Origin of the sequence: Actinoplanes sp. NPDC020271, assembly GCF_044388125.1 — a bacterium.
Classification (GTDB): domain Bacteria; phylum Actinomycetota; class Actinomycetes; order Mycobacteriales; family Micromonosporaceae; genus Actinoplanes.
Map to the genome: position 1 here is coordinate 1 of NZ_JBIRWQ010000032.1, position 19,382 is coordinate 19,382.

Below are 19,382 nucleotides of genomic sequence, written 5' to 3' on the forward strand. Positions count from 1 at the left end.
CACCAAAGCGATCAGCCGGGGTATTGCCATAATTGGCACTGGCTTTTAAAGCACCCTGTTGAGTTCTCAAAGAACAACCGCACACCGCGTCCGAAACCGCATTCCTGCGGCCCGCCCTCCGGGGCACTCGTTCAACTTTACCCTCGCGATTCCGTTTCGCCAAATCCGAGGATTTGTGTGAAACCGTTTCTCGCTCGAGCCCCCGGAACCTTACACGACGAAGCGTCGTGCTCGATCTTGGGGGTTTGGCAGGACGACCGCTTCGGATCTCTCCGCTCGCCCGTTTCCCTGCCGGCTCGGAGAACATTACCCGGCCGTCCCCACGGCGCCAAATCGACCCCCCGACTCCGACACTGCTGTTGTCGGCGAGCCACCCGGGAACGGTGAGGCGAACGTGCTGGCCCGCGAGGTGTGACCGCTGGGGTGGATGCGGAAATTGTTCACGCTGTGATCGCCCGCATTCGGAAAGTAAAAGAATGGCGGGCTCACGACGTACCCAAGCGTGGGTGAAGAAAGAGTAGGAAGCAGCCGGCGCCGGAGAGCGGACCTCTTGGTCATCCCAGCGCTGAGAAGCTCGCCCAGGTGCGCTTCCCGTGCTCGGTCCGGTGCCAGCCGCTGTCGGTGGCGAACGTGCGAACGAGAAGGAGCCCGAATCCGCCCTCGCCCATCGGCCGGGGCTCGAGGCCGAACTGCGGCTCGCCGACCGGATCGCGATCCGACACGTCGACGATCAGCCGGCCCGGCTCGGCGAGGAGCCGGACGGTCGCCGGCGGGGTGCCGTGCCGCATCGCGTTGGTGGCCAGCTCGGTGGCGACCACCGCGATGCGGTCGAAGAGATCGGCGTCCGCGATCTCCTCCCCCAGCTCGGCGCGCAGCACCCGCAGGTCGTGGACGTCGTCGATCGTCCACTGCCGCACCAGCACCGGGGTCATGCGTCCATCTTGCTGAGCTGTCAAGAGAAACGCGGTGGCCCGGCCGAATCCAGGGAGATCGACGCAGCTCACACCACTCAGCCGAGTGTCACTCATACTTTCGGCTAGTCTTTCGTCGGACAACCGGTTAAGGTGAGCACAACCGAACGGGTAAGCACGTGCGGACGGCGGTCGGTGGCTACACCGTGCCGTCTATTGGGTAAGGACGCCCGACCGACCGGGTCCAAGTACTCATTGGACCGGCTCTCCGGAAAGGTGCCAGGGAGGACCACGCATGACCGTCATGGAGACTTCGACGACCGTCGCACCGGCGACGGAAAAAAGTGCCGAAAGCCCTGTGGACAGCGCGGCAGAACTGCTGAACGCGATGGCTGCGATGCCTGCCGGGCACCCGTCCCGGGCTGCGCTGCGCGACCGGGCCATCGAGGCCTGGTTGCCGCTGGCCCGTCACCTCGCCAACCGTTACTCGGGTCGCGGCGAGCCGACCGACGACCTGATCCAGACCGCCACGGTGGGTCTGATCAAGGCCGTCGACAAGTTCGACCCCGAGCGTGGTGTCGACTTCGCGGGCTACGCGATCCCCACGATCATCGGCGAGATCAAGCGGCACTTCCGCGACCGCACCTGGTCGGTGCGGGTCCCGCGTCGCCTGCAGGAGCTGCGGCTCGCGATCACCGAGGCGAACAGCACGCTGACCCACAGCCTGGGCCGGTCGCCGACGGTCACGGACATCGCCGGCCACCTCGGCATCACTGAGGAAGAGGTGCTGGAGGGCCTGGAGGGCGCCCGCGCCTACAACGCGACGTCGCTGTCGACGCCGATCAGCGCGGACGGTTCGACCGAGCTGGGTGACACCCTCGGCGGTGAGGACCACGAGTTCGAGCTGGCCGAGACGCGCGTCGCCCTCGGGCCGGCGCTGGCCACGCTCGACGAGCGGGAGCAGCGGATCCTGACGCTGCGCTTCTACGGCAACCTGACCCAGTCGCAGATCGCCGACCAGATCGGCATCTCCCAGATGCACGTCTCCCGCCTGCTGACGAAGGCGCTGGTGAAGCTGCGCAACCAGCTCGCCTCCGAGACCCTCTGATTCTGTCTCCGCGAACGGCCCCGGTCGGTAATCGGCCGGGGCCGTTTCCGTGTTCGTGGCAAAGGTCCGACCGGCTCGGCCGCACAGGTCCATGAGGCCGTCGTCACCAATGGCGGCTACCGTGTAGCCGATGCCACCTTCAGCCGAGCTCCCCGGGTTCCTCCACAGCGTCGCCCCGATCCTGGACCGCTGGGGATACTTGGCCCTCGCCGCGGTGATGGTCGTGGAGAGTTTCGGGGTGCCCGCCCCCGGCCAGACGATCATGGTGGCCGCCTCGATCTACTCCAGCACCGGCCGGATGAACATCTACGTGGTCGCGCTGGTCAGTTTCATCACCGCGGTGGTCGGCGACAACATCGGCTACTGGATCGGCCTGCGCGGCGGCCGGAAAGCGGTGCACCGCTGGGGGAAGTACATCTTCATCACCCCGGAGCGTCTGGAGAAGGCCGAGCAGTTCTTCGCCCGGCGCGGCAACCGGATCGTCGTGGTGGCCCGCTTCATCGACGGGTTGCGACAGCTCAACGGCGTGATCGCGGGCATCACCAAGATGCCCTGGAAACAGTTCACGCTCTACAACGCGATCGGCGCCGCGCTCTGGGTCGGCTGGTGGACCACCGTGTCGTACCTGCTGGGCTCGAACCTCGTGAAGGTGATGGAGCACGCCCACCGCTACAAGTGGTTCGCGATCGGGGCCGTCGTGGTCGCCGTCGGCCTCTACGTCACGCTGCACGTCCGGCACATCCGCCGCCGCCGCGCCCGCGCCGCCGCCAGCACTCCGGCCGAGGAAAACCCCGCCTGACGGCGCAGATCAACTTCATTCCTCAGTACGCCTTTTCGGCTGCACGTGCGTGGGCACGGGAGCGACCTCGCTGAAAGCACAGAGATGGTCCCTGCCGCCCACAGCAGGGACCATCTCTGCTTATTTCCCCCGAGTAATGCTCGATTCGCGTCGCCCAGCCGACGCGGGTGCGGTCAAGAACCGGCGCTCGCCGCCGCGGAGGGTTGCCCGTCGGGCGCCTGACCATTCGGGGCGCCGTTCTGTCCCGGGCCGCCGTTCGGCTGCCCCTGAATGCCTGCCGGCGTGGACGTGCTGCTGTCACTCGAGAACGCCGCGGTGACCCCGGCACCGACGCCCGCACCGGCCAGAGCCGCCGCGATCAATGCCGCGACCATGGCCATCTTCGGACTCTTGCGTCCCGGAGCGCCGCCACCGGGGCTGTCACCGTTCCCGGCGCCGGGCGGAGTCCACGGCGCCGGGCTGTCCTTCGGGGCCGTCGGCGTCGCGGTACCCGGCTGGGCCGCCGACGCGCCGAGAGGCGGGAGACCTGGCTGGGCCGCCGGTGCGCCGAGAAGCGGGAGACCTGGCTGGGCCGCCGGTGCGACGGACGGCGCGGACGGCGCGGGCGGCACCGCGCCGGGCGGCGCGGACGGCGCGGGCGGCACCGCGGCCGAGGCCCAGGCCTGCTGCGGGCTCTCGCGCGGCCAGCCGTTGCCGGGGTCGACGACCGCGCGGCCGCCGCTCTGCGCCCAGGCGGTGTTGTCGTCCAGCCCGGTGGCGCCGTTCACGCTGGTGTGCCCGTTCCACGAGGTCCGGCCGTCACCGGTTTCCGCCTCTCGGTCCCAGCCGGCCGGTGCGCTGTCGGCGTGCGCGCCCCGGCCCCGCTCGGTCGGCCCGTCCAGGCCGTAGCCCCCGGGCGCCGCGCCGCCGTGACCACTGTGTCCGCCGACGGTGCCGTTGTGTCCGCCTAGGGGGCCGCTGTGGTGTCCGTTGGCTGCGCTGTTGTGTCCGCCGACGGGGCCGCTGTCTCCGTTGGCCGCGCTGTTGTGTCCGCCGACGGGGCCGCTGTCTCCGTTGGCCGCGCTGTTGTGTCCACTGACGGGGCCGCTGTGTCCGGCCATGGTGCCGCTGTGGCTCGGCGCGGCGGATGCACGAGCGGGTGACACGAAAGCCTCGTTCCACGACGGCGGAACCGAGTCCGGGATGCGCCCGCTGCTCCACTCCCCCGCGGGGCGTCCGGGGTCCCCACCCCAACTGTTGTCCGGGTCCTCGGCAGCGGGCCGGCGGTCCCAGGAAGCGTGCGCGCCGTCCGGCCCGGACGGGGAATCGGGCCAGGCGGCCTGCGCGCCACCTGGCGTACCCGCCGGGGACTGCCACTGTGCGGTGGGGACGTCGTGCTCGGCGGCCCGGTGCCCGCCGTAGGAGCCCGGGGAATCCCGGGGGTCGGCGCCGGGCAGGTCGATGAGGGCGTCGCGCGGGTCGGTGGCGGGGGCGCGCAGGCCGGCGTACGGGTCGCGCGGGTCACCGGCCGGGCCCCGGAGATCGGCGAACGACTCGTGCGGGTCGTGCCGGCGGGAGTGGGCCGAGGGCAGCCGGTCGGCCGGGGGCCCCTGGGTGTGGAGCGGATGAGGCCGGGCGGAGCGGTCGGAGGGGTCGTACGCGGTCATCGTTTGCTCCTCGATTGGTTGCTTCGCTGCGAAGAGACTGGCCACCGTCCCTATGCGGGTCCTGTGTGACCGGTATGCCGCGCTTATCAGATACTTGGCGCATGCGACGGTTCACGTTCGCGGGGCGGACCTGCGTGATCACCGGGGCGGCCGGCGGGATCGGTGCGGCCCTGACGCTGGAGCTGGCCCGGCGGCGGGCAGCGCTGGTGCTCGTCGACCGGGACGCCGAGGGGCTGGAACGGGTCGCCGGGCTGGCTCGTGAGCTGGGCGGGGCGGACGTCTCGACGTACGTGATCGATCTTGCTGACGGAAAGGACCGGGGTGATCTCGCGGCCGAGGTCTCGTCCCGGCTGGGCGGCGCGGATCTGCTGGTCAACAACGCGGGCGTGACGCTCTCGGGGACGTTCGAGCAGAATCGCCCGGAGGACGTCGACTGGCTGCTGGAGATCAACCTGCACGCGGTGATCCGGATGACGAAGGCGTTCCTGCCGCAGCTGCTGGCCCGGCCCGGCTCACACCTGGTGAACATCTCCAGCCTGTTCGGCCTGATCGCCCCGCCGGGTCAGGTCGCCTACGCGACGAGCAAGTACGCGGTGCGCGGGTTCACCGAGGCGCTGCGGCACGAGTTGGAGCCGCGCGGCGTCGGCGTGACCGTGGTGCATCCGGGCGGGGTGCGCACCGGGATCGCGTTGAACGCCCGGCTCAGCGGGCCGGATGCGGACGGCGCGCAGGCCGCCGAGAACCGGAAGTTCCACGAGACCGCGCTGACGCTCCCGCCCGAGGAAGCAGCCCGGCAGATCGTCGCGGCGGTCCAGTCGCGCCGCCCGCGCCTGGTCATCACCAGGGAGGCGCGGGCCGCCGACCTGCTGGCCCGGGTGTTACCCGCCGGCTACTGGGCGATCAGCCAGCGCGTCGCCCGTCGCTTCCAGTGACGAGGCGTAGACCGGCTCGCTCGCGGTGATCGACGGCTGGGCCTGCTCCTCGCGCAGACCGAGCATGGTCAGCCACTCGATCAGCTGAAGGTGCACGGCGTCGGGGCCGTTCAGTTCGGCGGTGACGGGCCACGCGGCCGGATGCACGAGCATCGCGTCGGTCTGCCAGCCGCCCAACCCGCCGTGCGAGCCGACGAGTTCCTCGAACGCGGCGACCTCGTGGGTCTGCGGGTCGACGGCACTGATCACGACGAGGTCGCCGAGGTGGGCGGCTTCCTGGTGACGCAGCAGGTCCTCGCGGGCTTCCACGCCGTACGGGAGGAGGGGGTCCTGCCCTGAAACCACGCCGTCGCGGAGCTGATGCGACCCGCCGGGACCGAAAGCGATCGGTCCCTCGGGGGAGCCGGCGACGACCAGTCCGACGCCGGGATGGGCGGCCAGACCGGCGATCAGGCGCGGGTACGTCTCCTCGATCTCGTCGCGCAGCACCCGGTGCGTGAACCGGGTCAGGTAGATCAGCGACAGGTTCCCGGAGGAGAGCACCATCAGCGGGGCTGCCTCCGGAACCGGATCGGGCTCGCGTTTGCCCTGCTCCTCGGCCGGTTCCCGGGGGCAGGTGGCGGGGTCGGCGGTAAGGCGCTCGACCACCTGGTCCAGCGTCTCGCCGTAGCGCTGGCGGAACGTGGCGCCCTGGCTCTGCCCGTGGTCGGAGAGCACCACGAGGTGGTAGCGCCGGGCCGCCTCGGGTGAGAGGCGTTCCAGTACGCCGAGCATCCGGTCCAGGCTCTCCAGCTGGCGCATCGACTCCGGGCGGGCCGGGCCGGCGTGGTGCGCCACCTCGTCGTAGTCGACCAGGTCGCAGTAGACGACCGGGACACCGCGGGCCATCTGCTCGGCGATCAGCGAGACGTTCACGTCGCGCAGCAGCATGGCGGCCGGGCGCAGCGCCAGGTACGCCCCCGAGCGGCTGACTCGCGGCTGCACGTTGCGGCGGCGCTGGAGGCGGGCCTCGTGCAGCTCGGTGATCACCTCGGCCGCGCCGAGGACGAGGGCGCGGGTGAACCCGTAGGGCGAGGCCATGAACGCCGCCCAGCCGCGCGCCGACCGGCCGGGCAGAGCCGCGTGGCTGACCGTGAGCAGGTTGGTGACAGCGTCACCACCGAAGGCGTTACCGATGCTCACACCGCCGTCGCGAAGCAGGCCCTGGCCGTCGCTGAGTCGGCGCTCGATCACCGCGGCGTCGCGCGGCCGGTTGGCGACCATCATCTTGCCGGTCTCCTTCTCGAACCAGCGGAACGCCGGGATCTGCCGGGACGCGCCGTGCAGGATGCCGGCCTGCGACGCCGGGGTGGTCGACGGCAGGCCGGTGTGCCAGCCGCGCAGGCTGTGGCTGCCGGAACGCAGCCAGTGCCCGAGGATCGGCAGGTTCCCGGCCCGGATGGCCCAGCGCAGCACCGGCTCGGCGACCCCGTCGAGCTGGATCACCAGTAGGCCGGGTTCGGTGCCGGGGCGCGGGCGGCGCAGGGTGAGGAACGGGCCACCGGCCCGGCGCGTGCTCCGCCGGCGCACCCCGCGCATCAGCCGCCGGGCCTCGCGCACGAACGTGTCGTCGCTGCCGGCGTCGGCCGCCCAGTCCAGCAGTGCGGCGAAGATCACGGCGAGAATCGCGGCGACGACGAGCGTCGGAAGGCCGCGAATCCGGTTCGCCGGGTCCAGCCGCAGGGCGATGACCATGACCGCGACCTGCGTGATCACGCCGAAGAGCATGGCGCCCCAGCCGCCGAGGGCGGTGATCCCGAGCAGCAGCAGCGGGCGCAGGACCGCGCCGGTCACCGCGACCAGGACGACCAGGTTGAGCGTGTCGAGGATGTCGGCGCCGGCCACGCCGGGCATCAGCCACAACGTCAGGGTGACCACCACGAACGTGGTGATCGCGCTGCGCAGGACAGCCCGCAGTCGCCCCAGGACACGCCGCCAGGCGAGCAGGGCACGCACCTCAGGGCTTAGGGCCACGATCCGACAATGGCACAGCCGGTCGTGGGACATGCAGTCGCACCCGAACGGGGGAATGGCGGGCGATCAGCGGTTTTACACGCTACCTTCGTGCCGGTGCGTGTCCGTACGGCGGCTTTCGCCCTGCTCGTCCTGTTCCTGTCGGCCTGCCAGTCCTCCTCGCCCTCGCAGCCGGAGCCGGCTCCTCCACACGAGCGGGTGCTGGCCGGTTACTTCACCGAGTGGGGCTCCTACGGTCGCGCCTACCGCGTGAAGAACCTGGCCACCAGCGGCACCGCGAACAGGCTGACCCATCTGCTGTACGCCTTCGGCAAGGTCGACGGGGGTCGCTGTGCGGTCGGGGACGCGTGGTCGGCGTACCAGAAGCCGGTGGCCGCAGCGGAGAGCATCGACGGCGTAGCGGACACCACCACCACTCCCCTGCGTGGCAACTTCGGGCAGCTCTGGAAGCTCAAGGGCGCCCACCCGAAGCTGAAGATCCTCTGGTCGTTCGGCGGCTGGAACGGCTCGGCCGGGTTCACCGCCGCCGCCAAGGACCCGGCCGCGTTCGCCAAGTCCTGCCACGACCTGCTGAAGGATCCGCGCTGGGCCGGGCTGTTCGACGGTATCGACGTCGACTGGGAGTACCCGAACGCCTGCGGCCAGCAGTGCGATCGCAGCGGGCGGGAGGGGCTGGCCAAGGTGCTCGCGGCGCTGCGGACCGCGTTCGGGAAGGACGCGCTGGTCACCGCGGCTGTGCCCGGCGACGTGAAGAAGCTCGAGGCGGTCGACCTCTCCGCCGCGGCCGCCCAGGTCGACTGGCTCGGGGCGATGACCTACGACTACTTCGGGGCGGGGAACGCCGACGCGAAGACCGCGCCGCATTCGCCGTTGAGCGCGTACCCGGGGATCCCGCGGCCCGGGGCGACCACCGAGGCGACCGTCAGCCAGTTGCTGAGGCAGGGCGTTCCGTCGGCGAAGCTGCTGTTCGGGGTCGGGTTCTACGGCCGCGGGTGGACCGGGGTGCGCAGTGCGACCCCGGGCGCGACGGCGACCGGGCCGGCGCCCGGGAAGTACGAGAAGGGCCTGGAGGACTACAAGGTTCTGGCCGGGCGCTGCCCGCCGACCGGGACGGTGGGCGGGACGGCGATCGCCCGATGTGGTGCCCAGTGGTGGTCGTACGACACCCCGGACACCATCCGCGGGAAGGTGATCTACGCGAGGAGCCAGTCCCTGGGCGGTGTCTTCGCCTGGGAGTTGTCCGGCGACACCCCCGACGGCAAGCTGATCACCGCGCTGGCCAGTTGAGTCCTCAGCCGCAGAAGCCGGTGCTGGCCGGGACGTTCATGCTGCTGCCGGAACCGCAGTCGACGCTGCTGCCCTCGCCCTTCTTCGACCACTTGCCGGACTTGGCGTCGTAGGCGAAGAAGACCTGGCCGTCGCCCTGCTGCTCGGGGGTCGGGGCGATCATCCCGGCCACGGCCCAGTTGTCCTTGCACTTCAGGCTGGCCGCGTCGACCTTCCAGCCGGCCGGGAAGTCGGCCACGCCCTGCAGCGTGGCGGCGGTGACCGGGCAGCCGGATTTAGGCTTGGTGGCGACCGGCTTCGTGGTGGTCGACTCGGTGGCCGGCTTGGTGGTGGCCGGCTTGGTCGCCGCCGGGGCGCTCGGCGCGGTGCCGGCCTTGGTGGTGGCCGGAGCGGCGGCGGTGGTGTCGCTGGACGCCTTGTCGCAGGCGGTCAGGGCGAAGAGGGCGGTAGCGGCGGCGGCGATGACGACGGTGCGAGTGAACATTTTCGGAATCCCCCAGGTGGTGGCCGGCGATCAACTGGGGAAATATTCGCCGGTCCGGCAGGCCTGCGGAGCATCGAAGAAACCCCTTGGCAGTCTTTGGGGAGTCAGCCGATCACAGCCCGTCAGCCGATGCGGATCCAGACGTTGTCCAAAGCGCCGTTGAACTGGTCATTGTCGAAGTAGGCGCCCTTACCGCCGATGCTCAGCGGCCAGTTGTTGGCCACCGACAGGTCCGCCGGGATCCGGGTGCGCCCGCGCAGCACGCCGTCGACGTAGATCTCGAAGCTCGGGCCCGACCGCTGGCAGCGCACCGCGTGCCAGCGCCCGTCGGCGGCGGTCACCGAGCTGCGGACCATCCGGATGCCGGGCCGGCGCTCGTCCACCAGTACGCAACTCGGCTGCCCGTCGAGGCCGTCGATCTGCAGCTTGTACTGGCTGCTGGTCTTCGAGTAACCCTTCTGCACGACGTTCTGGCCCTTGCTGGTCTGGTTCGGGGCGAGCAGCACGTCCGCGCCGTACGCGAGGTCGCGCCGCCCCGGGTTGAGATCCGCGCTGCGGGCGCTCTGCAACGCCACGTGCGGGCAGATGATCCGATCGCAGCGGGGCGGGAACGCGACCGCGGCACCGGCGCCGTGGACCACCGGGCGGATCCGGCCGCCGTGACCCGCGACGACCCGCAGGGTGTGCCCGAATCCGGAGTCGTCCTGGGTCGCGGACGGGGCGTTGAAGTCGTACCGGGCGACGAAGGCGGGCACGGGCGGGGGCGGCAGCACGGCAGCCTCAGCCGAAGAAGTTCTGCACCTGGGTGAGGGTCAGGTAGCCCTGCTGCTCCAGCTCGCGCGGCACCGAGGTGAGCGCCCGTTCGGTCACCGTCATGTCGTCGGCGCAGCTCGGCGGGGGTGCCGGCTCCGGGTCGGGCGGCAGGGCGGGCAGCGCCATCGCTTCCCGGATCACCTCGAACATGGTCCGCACCTCGGTCACCGCGCGGCGCATCAGCTCCTGGTCCGAGCAGTCCGACGGGAGCGCGCAGGTGAAGTTGGCGCGCAGCTGGTCGCCGGCGTGCCGGATGTCGGCGCTGGGCCGCAGGTGGTCGACCCCCTCGGTGACGATGCCGAGCTGGCACCCCCGGTACCCGGTCCGGGTCCACCACTGCTGCCAGCGTGGGTCCGCGTCGAGGGTGTGCACGGCGTGCTGGAGCGCGATCAGGTAGTGCCGCGGCGCCCGGCCGCCCCGAGTTGCCGTCCCCAGCCGCGGGTGGAGCCAGAACTCGTCCATGTGTCGCATGGTCCCAGGCTTCCCGGCGTCCCGCGGGAATTCGGGGGTCGCGCGTCGGAGTGGAAGTCGGCCGCGCTCCATAACCACCTTGTATAAGGTGATGATATAAATTGGCTGTGCGGATCCCCGACGAGGACGCGGCCATCGCGACCGCTTTCGAACATCTCTATGCAGGTCTGCGGCGCATCACACCCCGCGGCGAGCTCAGCCTCACGGCGGCTTCCACGCTGGCCCGCCTCGAACGATCGGGACCGTACCGGCTCTGCGAGCTGCACGCCCCCGAGGGGGTGACCCAGCCGGCGATGACCCAACTGGTCACCCGCCTGGAACGGGACGGGCTCGCGACCCGCAGCAGTGACCCGGCCGACGGCCGGGCGGTGGTCGTCGGCATCACCGGCACCGGGCGCGAGGCCGTCGCCCGGCGCCGGGCGGGTCGCGCCGAGGCGCTCTCGGAGGTGCTGCGCCAGTTGCCGGCGGACGACCGGGCGGCGATCACGGCCGCCCTGCCGGCTCTGGACCGGCTGAATCACCTGCTCACGAAGGACTGATCGCATGCTTGCCGTAGACCATCCGCGCTACAAGTGGGTCGCGCTCTCCAACACCACGCTCGGCAACCTGCTGGCGACGATCAACTCATCGATCGTGCTGATCTCGCTGCCCGCCATCTTCAAGGGCATCGAGATCAACCCGCTGGCTCCGGGCAACGTCAGCTACCTGCTCTGGATGCTGATGGGCTACATGCTGGTCACCGCGGTGCTGGTGGTGACGCTCGGCCGGCTCGGCGACATGTACGGCCGCGTCAAGATCTACAACGCCGGCTTCGCGATCTTCGCGCTCGTCTCGATCATCCTGTCCGTGGACCCGTTCACCGGCAGCGGCGGCGCGATCTGGCTGATCGGCTGGCGCGTCGCGCAGGCCATCGGCGGCGCGATGCTGATGGCGAACTCGGCCGCGATCATCACCGACGCGTTCCCGCCCGAGCAGCGCGGCATGGCGCTCGGCGTCAACATCGTCTCCGCGCTGGCCGGCTCGTTCATCGGCCTGGTCGCCGGTGGGGTGCTCGCCGAGTGGGACTGGCGCTCGGTCTTCTGGGTCAACATCCCGCTCGGCATCGTCGGCGCGGTCTGGGCGTACCGGTCGCTGCACGACACCGGCGTCCGCCGCCAGGCGAAGATCGACTGGTGGGGCAACCTGACGTTCGCGGTCGGGCTCACCGCGGTGCTGGTCGGCATCACCTACGGCATCCAGCCCTACGGCGGGCACACCCAGGGCTGGACCAACCCGTGGGTGCTGACCGGGCTGATCGGCGGCGCGGCCGTCCTGGTGATCTTCGGGATCATCGAGACCCGGGTGGCCGAGCCGATGTTCCCGCTCAAGCTGTTCCGCAACGCCGCGTTCACCGGCGGCAACGTGGCGAACCTGCTGGCCAGCGTGGCCCGCGGCGGCCTGCAGTTCATGCTGATCATCTGGCTGCAGGGGATCTGGCTGCCGCTGCACGGCTACGACTACGAGCGGACGCCGCTCTGGGCCGGCATCTACCTCGTCCCGCTGACCGTCGGCTTCCTGGCCGCCGGGCCGCTCTCCGGGTTCCTCTCCGACCGGTTCGGCGCCCGCCCGTTCGCGGCCGGCGGCCTGCTGGTCATGGCGGTCTCCTTCGCCGGGCTGCTGCTCGTGCCCGGCGACTTCAGCTACCCGGTCTTCGCGATCCTGATCTTCATCAACGGGCTGGGCGGCGGCTTGTTCTCCGCGCCGAACACCTCCCTGCTGATGTCGACCGTCCCGGCCGACATGCGCGGCGCCGCGTCCGGCATGCGGGCCACCTTCATGAACGCCGGGCAGGTGCTCTCCATCGGCGTGTTCTTCTCGCTGATGGTGGCCGGGCTCGCCGACTCGCTGCCGGCCAGCCTCAACGCCGGGCTGACGGCGCAGGGCGTACCGGCCGGCGTCGCCGCGCAGGCCGCGCAGCTGCCGCCGGTCGGGACGCTGTTCGCCGCGTTCCTCGGCTACAACCCGATCCAGGAGCTGCTCGGGCCGCAGGTGCTCGGGGCGCTGCCGGCCGAGAATGCCCACAACCTGACCGGCCTGGAGTTCTTCCCGCGGCTGATCGCCGACCCGTTCCACGACGGCCTGGTGATCGTCTTCTGGATGGCGATCGGCATGGCGATCCTCGGCGCCGCCGCCTCCCTGATCCGCGCCAAGCCCTCCCTCGCCGCGGCTTCCCCGGAGGCCTCGGAGATCACCGCCGCCGGTCCGGCCGGCGCGGCCTCGGCTGACCTGGTCGCTCACGAGGCGCAACTGAGCGCCGAACTCGCCGAGGCGCAGCCGCTGCTCGCCGCCACCCGCGTCCCCGAACCCCTCGACGAGTCGCCGGCCCGGGACTGACCCTCGACGCGAAACGGCGCGACCCACAAAGGTCGCGCCGTTTCGCGTTCCGACCCCGTTTCCGGTACGGCCATGGCGTCCGTCCCGTGTCCTGAACAGCCACAACTCCCGCTCGGACGGATGTCAGGGCTTGGGGGTGCGGTTCACGGGCGTACGGCGGAACGGGGTTGATCCTGAAGGGCGGCGGTCAGCAGGACGGCGGCGACCGCACGGGCGGTGCGACCGGTGGACGGGTCCCGGTCCTGGCGGGCTCCGACCATCGCGCCGTCGTAGAGGAGGACCAGCTGGGCGGCGAGGCCGGCCGGGTCGGGGGCGCCGGCGTCACGGGCGAGGTCGGTCAGCAGGCTACGCGTCCAGGCGCGGCTGGCCGCCGACTCCTCGGCGGCGGCGCTGTCCGGCTCGGACTCGGCGCTGGCGTTGTAGAAGGCGCAGCCCCGGAACTCCGGCTTGGCCACCGAGTCGGCGAGCGAGTCGAAAACGGCGAGCAGGCGGTCGCGCGGGTCGTCGTGCTGCTCGATCCGACCCAGGATGCGCTTGCGGCGCTGGTCGTGCCGGCCCTGCAGATATGCCCGGACCAGCCCGTCCTTGTTGCCGAAGCACGAGTAGAGCGAGGCCTTGGCGACCCCGGCGTGCTCGATCACCCGGTCGATGCCGACGGTGTGCACGCCCTCGGCGTAGAAGAGCTCGTCCGCGGCGGCCAGGAGGCGCTCGCGGGCCGATTTGCGGGGTGACGTGACGGACATGGGTTTGACGTTAACAGACAGGTCTGTCTAGTGTCAGAGCCAGCGACCAGACAGACCTGTCTGTTCAATCACTGGGGGAACCCACATGACAGTCCTCGTAGAAGCCGCCGCGCCGGCCCGCCTGAGCCGGAACGCGGCCTTCACCGCGATCGCCGCCATCCTGGTGACGTTCGCCGCGGCCTCTGCCGTCCCGAGCCCGCTCTACGTCGTCTACCAGCACCTCTGGGGCTTCTCCCCGGCGATGCTGACGGTGGTCTTCGCGGTCTACGTGGTCGCGCTGATCGCCACCCTGCTCACCCTGGGCGCCCTCTCCGACTACGTCGGCCGCCGCCCGGTGCTGGCCGGCGCGATCCTGCTGGAGGCGGTCGCGCTCACGCTCTTCCTGAGCGCCGGCAACGTGACCGCGCTGCTGATCGCCCGGATCGTGCAGGGCGTCGCGACCGGCGCCGCGCTGAGCACGCTGGGCGCCGCCCTGATCGACCTGAACCCGGCGCACGCGCCCGGCCGGGCCGGCCTGATAAGCGGCATCGCCCCGGTCGCCGGGCTGGGTCTCGGCGCGTTCGGCTGCGGCGCGCTGGTGGAGTGGGCGCCGTTCCCGACCCACCTGGTCTACGCGTTGCTGCTGGTCGGCATGGTGATCGCCGGCCTGGCCGTGGCCCGGATGCCGGAGACCTCGCAACGCCGTCCGGGCGCGACCGCCTCGCTGAAGTGGCGGCTCGGCGTGCCGGCCCGGCTGCGCGGCGACCTGTTCGCGCTGATCCCGATCATCGCGGCGAGCTGGGCGCTGGGTGGCCTCTACATGTCCCTCGGCCCGTCCGTCGCGGCGGCCACCTTCGGCATCACCGATCACCTGGCCGGCGGCCTGGTGGTGGCGCTGGTCTGCGGCGCCGGTGCGATCACCTCGTTCCTGCTGCGCAAGGTCGCGACGCCGCGGGTGCTGACCGTCGCCGGGGCCGGCCTGCTCGCCGGCGGCGCGCTCGGCGTGACCGGGCTGATCGCCAAGAGCCTGGCGGCGGCCACGATCGGCTCGATCGTCTCCGGGGTCGGCTTCGGGGCGGCGGCGCTGGCCTCGTTCAGCACGCTGGCCCGGATCGCCGAGCCGCACGAGCGGGGCGAGTTGCTGGCGGTGGCGCTGACCATCTCGTACGCGGCCTTCAGCATCCCCGCCGTGATCGCCGGTCAGGCCGCCAACCACCTGGGCCTGCACACGGTCGCCCTCTGGTACGCCGGAATCGTCTCCGCCCTGGGCCTGGTGGCCCTGGTCGCCCAGCGCACCCCCCGTTCCGTCTGATTCCACCCCGTTCGGTGACCGCCTCGGCGTGGAGGGGTGGAAAGCGCCCGAGAAAGCCTCACCATATGGGGCGAATCGGACACCGAAGGGCGAGGCATGAAGAGAATCTGGGCGGCCGCCACCGTGGTCGCGCTCGGTGCGATCGGCACCGCGATCACCCCCGCAGCGGCCGCTCCTCCGCCGGGCACGCCGAGCCGGGCGCCGGCGGCCATCGCGTGGACCCCCTGCGCCGAGGTGTCCCTGAAAGCCCAGGGCGCGGAGTGCGGCTCGGTCGCGGTGCCGATGGACTACACGAAACCGGACGGCACCAAGATCCAGCTGGCCCTCGCCCGGGTCCGGCACACCGTCCCGGACGCCCGTTACCAGGGCGTGGTACTGGTCAACCCGGGCGGCCCGGGCGGCGCCGGGCGCGGCATGGCGGCGCTCGGGACGAAGGTGCCCAAGGACGCCGGGGATGCCTACGACTGGATCGGGTTCGACCCGCGCGGGGTCGGCGCCAGCAAGCCGAAGCTGACCTGCGACGCCGACTACACCGGGTACAACCGGCCGGTCTACGTGCCCAGCACCCCAGCCCTCGAGGCCGCCTGGCACGCCCGGACCAGGCGGTACGCGGCGGACTGCGCCAAGGCCGGCGGCCCGCTGCTCCGGCACATGCGCACCGAGGACTCGGTCCGGGACATCGAGAGCATCCGCAAGGCGCTCGGCGTCGAGCAGATCAACTTCTACGGCTTCTCGTACGGCACGTACCTGGGCCAGGTCTACGCCACGCTCTTCCCGGAGCGGGTGCGGCGGATGGTCCTGGACGGCAACGTCAACCCGACCCACATCTGGTACCAGTCGAACCTGGATCAGGACATCGCGTTCGACCGCAACATCAAGATCTACTTCGCGTGGATCGCCGAGCACGACGCCGTCTACCACCTCGGCCGGACCGGCCCGGCCGTCGAGAAGCTCTACTACCAGCAGCTCAGCGCGCTGACCGCGAAGCCGGCCGGCGGCGTGATCGGCCCGGCCGAGCTGACCGATGTCTTCCTGCAGCCCGGGTACTACGTCTTCGGCTGGGAGAAGGTCGCCCGCGCGTTCTCCAGCTGGGTCACCAAGAAGGACCCGGCCGGGCTCAAGTCACTCTACGACGAGAACAATCCGCAGACTCCGGGATCGGACAACAACTACGCGGTCTACCTGGCCGTGCAGTGCACCGACGCGCCCTGGCCGAAGGAGTGGGCGACCTGGTCGCAGCAGAACTGGAAGGTGTACCACCTGGCGCCGTTCGAGACGTGGGGCAACGCCTGGTACAACGCGCCGTGCCGGAGCTGGGCCGCACCGGCCGGACAACCGATCCGGGTGAACGGGGCCAAGGTTCCGCCGGTGCTGCTGCTCAGCGAGACACTGGACGCGGCTACGCCGTACAGCGGAAGTCTTGAGGTTCGTAAGCTCTTCCCCCGCTCGGTGCTGGTCGAGGGCGTCGGCGGCACCACGCACGCCGGATCGCTCTTCGGCAACGCCTGTGTCGACGACACGATCGCGAATTACCTGGCCACCGGGGCGCTGCCGCCGCGGGTCGCCGGGATCCACTCCGACAAGCAGTGCAAGCCGCTGGCGCAGCCGAGCCCGGGGCAGCCGCTGCTGAGGCGCTCGGGTGAGCTGCTCGACCGGTTGCGGCTGCAGCGGCTGATCGGCCGCTGATTCCGCTGAGGATCCGGCTCGGTGGCGAAGCTCTCCACCGGGCCGGGCCGCAGGTCGGCTATGCTCTTTCACGCGAAGGGGAGTAGCTCCCAATGTCGCGGTCGACATACTGACGCCTCTCGGGGTGTCCGGCCGCGCGGCCTCGATTCCGGAGGCGAGCGAGACCTTCGACCAGGCTGTTCATTCGTGACGGCCGGGTCGAGGTCGCCCTGCGCCCAACCCCCGGTCGTCGTCAACCGGGAGTAATTTCGTGTCAGCTACCCTCGCCGCGCTGGGCATCAGCTTCGCGGTCATCTTCGTCGCCGAGCTCGGCGACAAGTCCCAGCTCATGGCGATGACGTTCGCCACGCGCTTCAAGCTCGTGCCGACCCTGCTCGGCATCACCGCCGCCACCGCCCTGGTCCACCTGGTCTCGGTCGGCATCGGGTACGGCCTGGGCGCCGCCATCCCCACCGACTGGATCTCGCTGATCGCCGGTGTCGCGTTCCTCGTCTTCGGTGCCTGGACCCTGCGCGGCGACAAGCTGACCGACGACGAGAAGAGCAAGGCGGAACGCTCCACCGGTTCCGCGATGCTCGCCGTCGGCGGGGCGTTCTTCCTGGCCGAGCTGGGTGACAAGACCATGCTGGCGACGATCACGCTGGCCACCCAGCACGGCTGGTTCGGTGTCTGGATCGGCTCGACGCTCGGCATGGTCGCCGCCGACGCGCTCGCCATCGTCGTCGGCCGGTTGCTCGGACGTCACCTGCCCGAGCACATCATCAAGTGGGGCGCGGCGGCGTTGTTCGCTATCTTCGGCATCTGGCTGATCGTCGAGGGCGTGATCGGCCTGTCCTGATCCTTGCGGCTCCTGGAAGAGGTGGCGCTGTGTTGCGGTACCGGGCCGAGTTCGACGCCGAGGTCACCTTCGCCGACGGGGGTGACCTGAACGCACGGCGGTTCCAGGTGGATGTCCCGCACGCCGACGTCACCGAGGCGGAGATCACCGCGCGTCTCGTCGATCTGCTCGCGCCGCGCCCGGTCGAGCGGGCGCGGCTGAGCGGCGTGCGGGTCTTCGGTGAGCCGCACGTTCCCCATCAAAGACCGATCTCCCGTACGCGTTTCGTCGAGCTCAGCCACGTCATCCGGGACGGGTTGACCACCTGTCCGGGCCTGCCCGCCCCGCAGCTGCGTCAGCACCTGACCCGCTCCGAGTCGCGCGACCGGTACGCGCCCGGCACGGAGTTCGTCATCGACCGGATCACCATGGTCGGCAACACCGGGACGTACGTGGACAGCCCGTTCCACCGTTACCCCGACGGCACCGACCTGGCCGGCCTGCCGCTGGAACGGCTCGCCGAGGTCCCGGCCGTGGTGGTCCACGCGATCGGCGGCCCCCGCGGGGTGACCGCCGAGACGCTGGCCGGGGTCGACGTGGCCGGCCGGGCGGTGCTGCTGCACACCGGCGGTGACCGGCACTGGGCCACGAAGGAGTACGTGACCGACGCGCCCTACCTCACCCGGGAGGGCGCGCAGGACCTGGTCGACCGGGGCGCGGCCGTGGTCGGCATCGACGCGGTGAACATCGACGACATCGCGGCGCCGGCCCGGGGCGAGCGGCCGGCGCACAGCCTGCTGCTGGCGGCCGGGATCCCGATCGTCGAGCACCTCACCAACCTGGCCGTGCTGCCGGTGCACGGCGCCCGGTTCACCGCCGTGCCGCCGCGGATCGCCGGGTTCGGCAGCTTCCCGGTCCGCGCCTACGCCACCGTCCCCGCCGAGGAGCCGCACGACCGGGCGCACTCGGCCGGGTGGCAGCCGGGCGGGCACGCGTGAGCCAGCCGATCGCTCTGGCCCGCATCCAGCTGCAGCGCGGCGAGGCCGGCGCGGCCGCCGACCTGCTCGGCCCGGTGCTGGCCGCCGAGCCGGACCACGTCACCGCGCTCGTCCTGATGACCCACGCGCAGCTCGCGCTGGAGAAGCCCGAGCTGGCGCACGAGGTGGCGGCGCGGGCCGTGCAGCACGCGCCCGGGTCGGCCGAGGCGCTCACCGCGCTCAGCCGGACGCTGACCGCGCTCGGCCGGCACGACGAGGCGATCGCCATGGCGCAGGCCGCGGTGGCCCGGCAGGCCGACAACCCGTACCGGCACAACCGGCTCGCCTGGGCTCTGCTGGAGCAGGGGCAACGCTCGGTCGAGGCGGAGCACGCGGCCCGCGAGGCGGTGCGGCTCGACCCGGACGAGGCCGACTTCCGGATCACCTACGCGATGGTGATGAAGCAGCTCAACCTGCCCGACCGGGCGCAGCAGGCACTGCGGGACGCGCTGCGACTCGCCCCGGACAACGCGGTCGCCCGGCACGAGCTGGCCGCCTTCGACGTGGTGCACCGCAATCCGTTCGCGCTGAGCCGGCTCGCCCGCGGCGTGACCGGGCTGGTCGCGGCGCTGCGGGCGGACCCACGGCAGGAGGCGAGCCGTCACCTGCTCGACGCGGCGCTGCGGCAGTTCCTGGTCTACACCGCGATCATCATGGTGGTCTTCGCCTACCTGGGCTGGCGGGTCTCGGACGACTCGGCCGGGTGGGCCCGGGCGCTGGCCGCGACGGCCGCCCTGGCTCCTGTGGGGTACGCCGGTTACTTTCTCGCCCGGCTCGATCGGGTGCTGCGGTCGTACCTCAAGGAGGTGGTCGGCCGGCAGCGGGCCGCGAGTTCGGCCGCGGCCTTGACCCTCGCCCTGCTGCTCTTCGCGACCGTGGCGCCGGCCGGATGGCTGCCGGTCCTGCTCGGGGTGGCGAGTCTGGCCGGGTTCGCGGTCCGGCTGCTGACGTCGATGGTCCCCCGGACCTAG

The 19,382-nt window shown here is 71.3% G+C and carries 18 protein-coding genes; 11 read left to right on the forward strand and 7 right to left on the reverse strand.

The features are described 5' to 3' along the window. Positions 1-554 precede the first annotated feature (554 nt). Positions 555-932 (reverse strand): ATP-binding protein, encoded by a 378-nt coding sequence (locus ACH442_RS41310; protein ID WP_396343598.1) that lies wholly within the window; start codon positions 930-932, stop codon positions 555-557. A gap of 274 nt (positions 933-1,206) precedes the next feature. Between ACH442_RS41310 and ACH442_RS41315 the strand changes: the two genes are divergently transcribed. Together ACH442_RS41315 and ACH442_RS41320 are read left to right on the forward strand one after the other, a co-directional pair. After that, positions 1,207-2,019 carry an RNA polymerase sigma factor SigF gene (locus ACH442_RS41315; protein WP_396343599.1) on the forward strand — a complete coding sequence of 271 codons (813 nt, stop codon included), beginning with the start codon at positions 1,207-1,209 and terminating at the stop codon, positions 2,017-2,019. Between the two features lie 130 nt (positions 2,020-2,149). Then, a complete protein-coding gene (locus ACH442_RS41320) occupies positions 2,150-2,818 on the forward strand; it encodes a DedA family protein (RefSeq protein WP_396343600.1) in 669 nt (222 codons plus the stop codon). Between the two features lie 173 nt (positions 2,819-2,991). Here the strand turns inward: ACH442_RS41320 and ACH442_RS41325 are convergent, their stop codons facing one another. Beyond that, positions 2,992-4,464: a hypothetical protein gene (locus tag ACH442_RS41325; protein WP_396343601.1), complete on the reverse strand. Its 1,473-nt coding sequence runs from the start codon at positions 4,462-4,464 to the stop codon at positions 2,992-2,994. 101 nt (positions 4,465-4,565) lie between these two features. Between ACH442_RS41325 and ACH442_RS41330 the strand changes: the two genes are divergently transcribed. Further along, positions 4,566-5,396 (forward strand): SDR family NAD(P)-dependent oxidoreductase, encoded by an 831-nt coding sequence (locus tag ACH442_RS41330; protein ID WP_396343602.1) that lies wholly within the window; start codon positions 4,566-4,568, stop codon positions 5,394-5,396. Here ACH442_RS41330 and ACH442_RS41335 read toward each other — a convergent pair. Further along, a complete protein-coding gene (locus tag ACH442_RS41335) occupies positions 5,343-7,409 on the reverse strand; it encodes an alkaline phosphatase family protein (protein WP_396343603.1) in 2,067 nt (688 codons plus the stop codon). The genes ACH442_RS41330 and ACH442_RS41335 overlap by 54 nt on opposite strands. A 96-nt stretch (positions 7,410-7,505) precedes the next feature. Here ACH442_RS41335 and ACH442_RS41340 point away from each other — a divergent pair, with 96 nt between their 5' ends. Continuing rightward, a complete protein-coding gene (locus ACH442_RS41340) occupies positions 7,506-8,696 on the forward strand; it encodes a glycoside hydrolase family 18 protein (RefSeq protein WP_396343604.1) in 1,191 nt (396 codons plus the stop codon). A gap of 4 nt (positions 8,697-8,700) precedes the next feature. On the opposite strand, the gene ACH442_RS41345 is transcribed toward ACH442_RS41340, so the two are convergent. From ACH442_RS41345 to ACH442_RS41355, 3 genes are all read right to left on the reverse strand, one after another. Continuing rightward, on the reverse strand, positions 8,701-9,180 hold the full coding sequence (locus ACH442_RS41345) for a hypothetical protein (RefSeq protein ID WP_396343605.1): 480 nt from the start codon (positions 9,178-9,180) through the stop codon (positions 8,701-8,703). A 122-nt stretch (positions 9,181-9,302) separates the two neighbouring features. Continuing rightward, on the reverse strand, positions 9,303-9,953 hold the full coding sequence (locus ACH442_RS41350; RefSeq protein WP_396343606.1) for a LamG-like jellyroll fold domain-containing protein: 651 nt from the start codon (positions 9,951-9,953) through the stop codon (positions 9,303-9,305). A 7-nt stretch (positions 9,954-9,960) separates the two neighbouring features. Next, entirely contained in the window at positions 9,961-10,455 is a 495-nt protein-coding gene (locus ACH442_RS41355) for a hypothetical protein (RefSeq protein ID WP_396343607.1), read from the reverse strand. A gap of 116 nt (positions 10,456-10,571) precedes the next feature. Here ACH442_RS41355 and ACH442_RS41360 point away from each other — a divergent pair, with 116 nt between their 5' ends. Both ACH442_RS41360 and ACH442_RS41365 read left to right on the forward strand, forming a co-directional pair. Beyond that, positions 10,572-11,003: a MarR family winged helix-turn-helix transcriptional regulator gene (locus ACH442_RS41360; RefSeq protein WP_396343608.1), complete on the forward strand. Its 432-nt coding sequence runs from the start codon at positions 10,572-10,574 to the stop codon at positions 11,001-11,003. Positions 11,004-11,007: 4 nt separating this feature from the next. After that, a complete protein-coding gene (locus ACH442_RS41365) occupies positions 11,008-12,837 on the forward strand; it encodes an MFS transporter (RefSeq protein WP_396343609.1) in 1,830 nt (609 codons plus the stop codon). Between the two features lie 143 nt (positions 12,838-12,980). Here ACH442_RS41365 and ACH442_RS41370 read toward each other — a convergent pair whose 3' ends face one another. Beyond that, positions 12,981-13,580, reverse strand: coding sequence for a TetR/AcrR family transcriptional regulator (locus tag ACH442_RS41370; protein WP_396343610.1), 600 nt, complete (start codon positions 13,578-13,580; stop codon positions 12,981-12,983). An 85-nt stretch (positions 13,581-13,665) separates the two neighbouring features. Between ACH442_RS41370 and ACH442_RS41375 the strand changes: the two genes are divergently transcribed. From ACH442_RS41375 to ACH442_RS41395, 5 genes are all read left to right on the forward strand, one after another. After that, entirely contained in the window at positions 13,666-14,871 is a 1,206-nt protein-coding gene (locus ACH442_RS41375; protein ID WP_396343611.1) for an MFS transporter, read from the forward strand. 96 nt (positions 14,872-14,967) lie between these two features. Beyond that, a complete protein-coding gene (locus ACH442_RS41380) occupies positions 14,968-16,557 on the forward strand; it encodes an alpha/beta hydrolase (RefSeq protein ID WP_396343612.1) in 1,590 nt (529 codons plus the stop codon). Between the two features lie 250 nt (positions 16,558-16,807). Then, the gene (locus ACH442_RS41385) at positions 16,808-17,395 is read left to right on the forward strand and encodes a TMEM165/GDT1 family protein (RefSeq protein ID WP_396343613.1); all 588 of its coding nucleotides are present in this window, start codon (positions 16,808-16,810) and stop codon (positions 17,393-17,395) included. Between the two features lie 29 nt (positions 17,396-17,424). Further along, positions 17,425-18,372 carry a cyclase family protein gene (locus ACH442_RS41390; RefSeq protein ID WP_396343614.1) on the forward strand — a complete coding sequence of 316 codons (948 nt, stop codon included), beginning with the start codon at positions 17,425-17,427 and terminating at the stop codon, positions 18,370-18,372. Further along, positions 18,369-19,382 (forward strand): tetratricopeptide repeat protein, encoded by a 1,014-nt coding sequence (locus ACH442_RS41395; protein ID WP_396343615.1) that lies wholly within the window; start codon positions 18,369-18,371, stop codon positions 19,380-19,382. The genes ACH442_RS41390 and ACH442_RS41395 overlap by 4 nt, the downstream gene beginning before the upstream one ends.

What these genes read in the sequence shown, in the direction of transcription:
- ACH442_RS41345 (WP_396343605.1), bottom strand. Translation starts at nt 9,180, where the DNA reads ATGTTCACTCGCACCGTCGTCATCGCCGCCGCCGCTACCGCCCTCTTC.
- ACH442_RS41325 (WP_396343601.1), bottom strand. Translation starts at nt 4,464, where the DNA reads ATGACCGCGTACGACCCCTCCGACCGCTCCGCCCGGCCTCATCCGCTC.
- ACH442_RS41365 (WP_396343609.1), top strand. Translation starts at nt 11,008, where the DNA reads ATGCTTGCCGTAGACCATCCGCGCTACAAGTGGGTCGCGCTCTCCAAC.
- ACH442_RS41380 (WP_396343612.1), top strand. Translation starts at nt 14,968, where the DNA reads ATGAAGAGAATCTGGGCGGCCGCCACCGTGGTCGCGCTCGGTGCGATC.
- ACH442_RS41355 (WP_396343607.1), bottom strand. Translation starts at nt 10,455, where the DNA reads ATGGACGAGTTCTGGCTCCACCCGCGGCTGGGGACGGCAACTCGGGGC.
- ACH442_RS41315 (WP_396343599.1), top strand. Translation starts at nt 1,207, where the DNA reads ATGACCGTCATGGAGACTTCGACGACCGTCGCACCGGCGACGGAAAAA.
- ACH442_RS41375 (WP_396343611.1), top strand. Translation starts at nt 13,666, where the DNA reads ATGACAGTCCTCGTAGAAGCCGCCGCGCCGGCCCGCCTGAGCCGGAAC.
- ACH442_RS41320 (WP_396343600.1), top strand. Translation starts at nt 2,150, where the DNA reads ATGCCACCTTCAGCCGAGCTCCCCGGGTTCCTCCACAGCGTCGCCCCG.
- ACH442_RS41330 (WP_396343602.1), top strand. Translation starts at nt 4,566, where the DNA reads ATGCGACGGTTCACGTTCGCGGGGCGGACCTGCGTGATCACCGGGGCG.
- ACH442_RS41370 (WP_396343610.1), bottom strand. Translation starts at nt 13,580, where the DNA reads ATGTCCGTCACGTCACCCCGCAAATCGGCCCGCGAGCGCCTCCTGGCC.
- ACH442_RS41310 (WP_396343598.1), bottom strand. Translation starts at nt 932, where the DNA reads ATGACCCCGGTGCTGGTGCGGCAGTGGACGATCGACGACGTCCACGAC.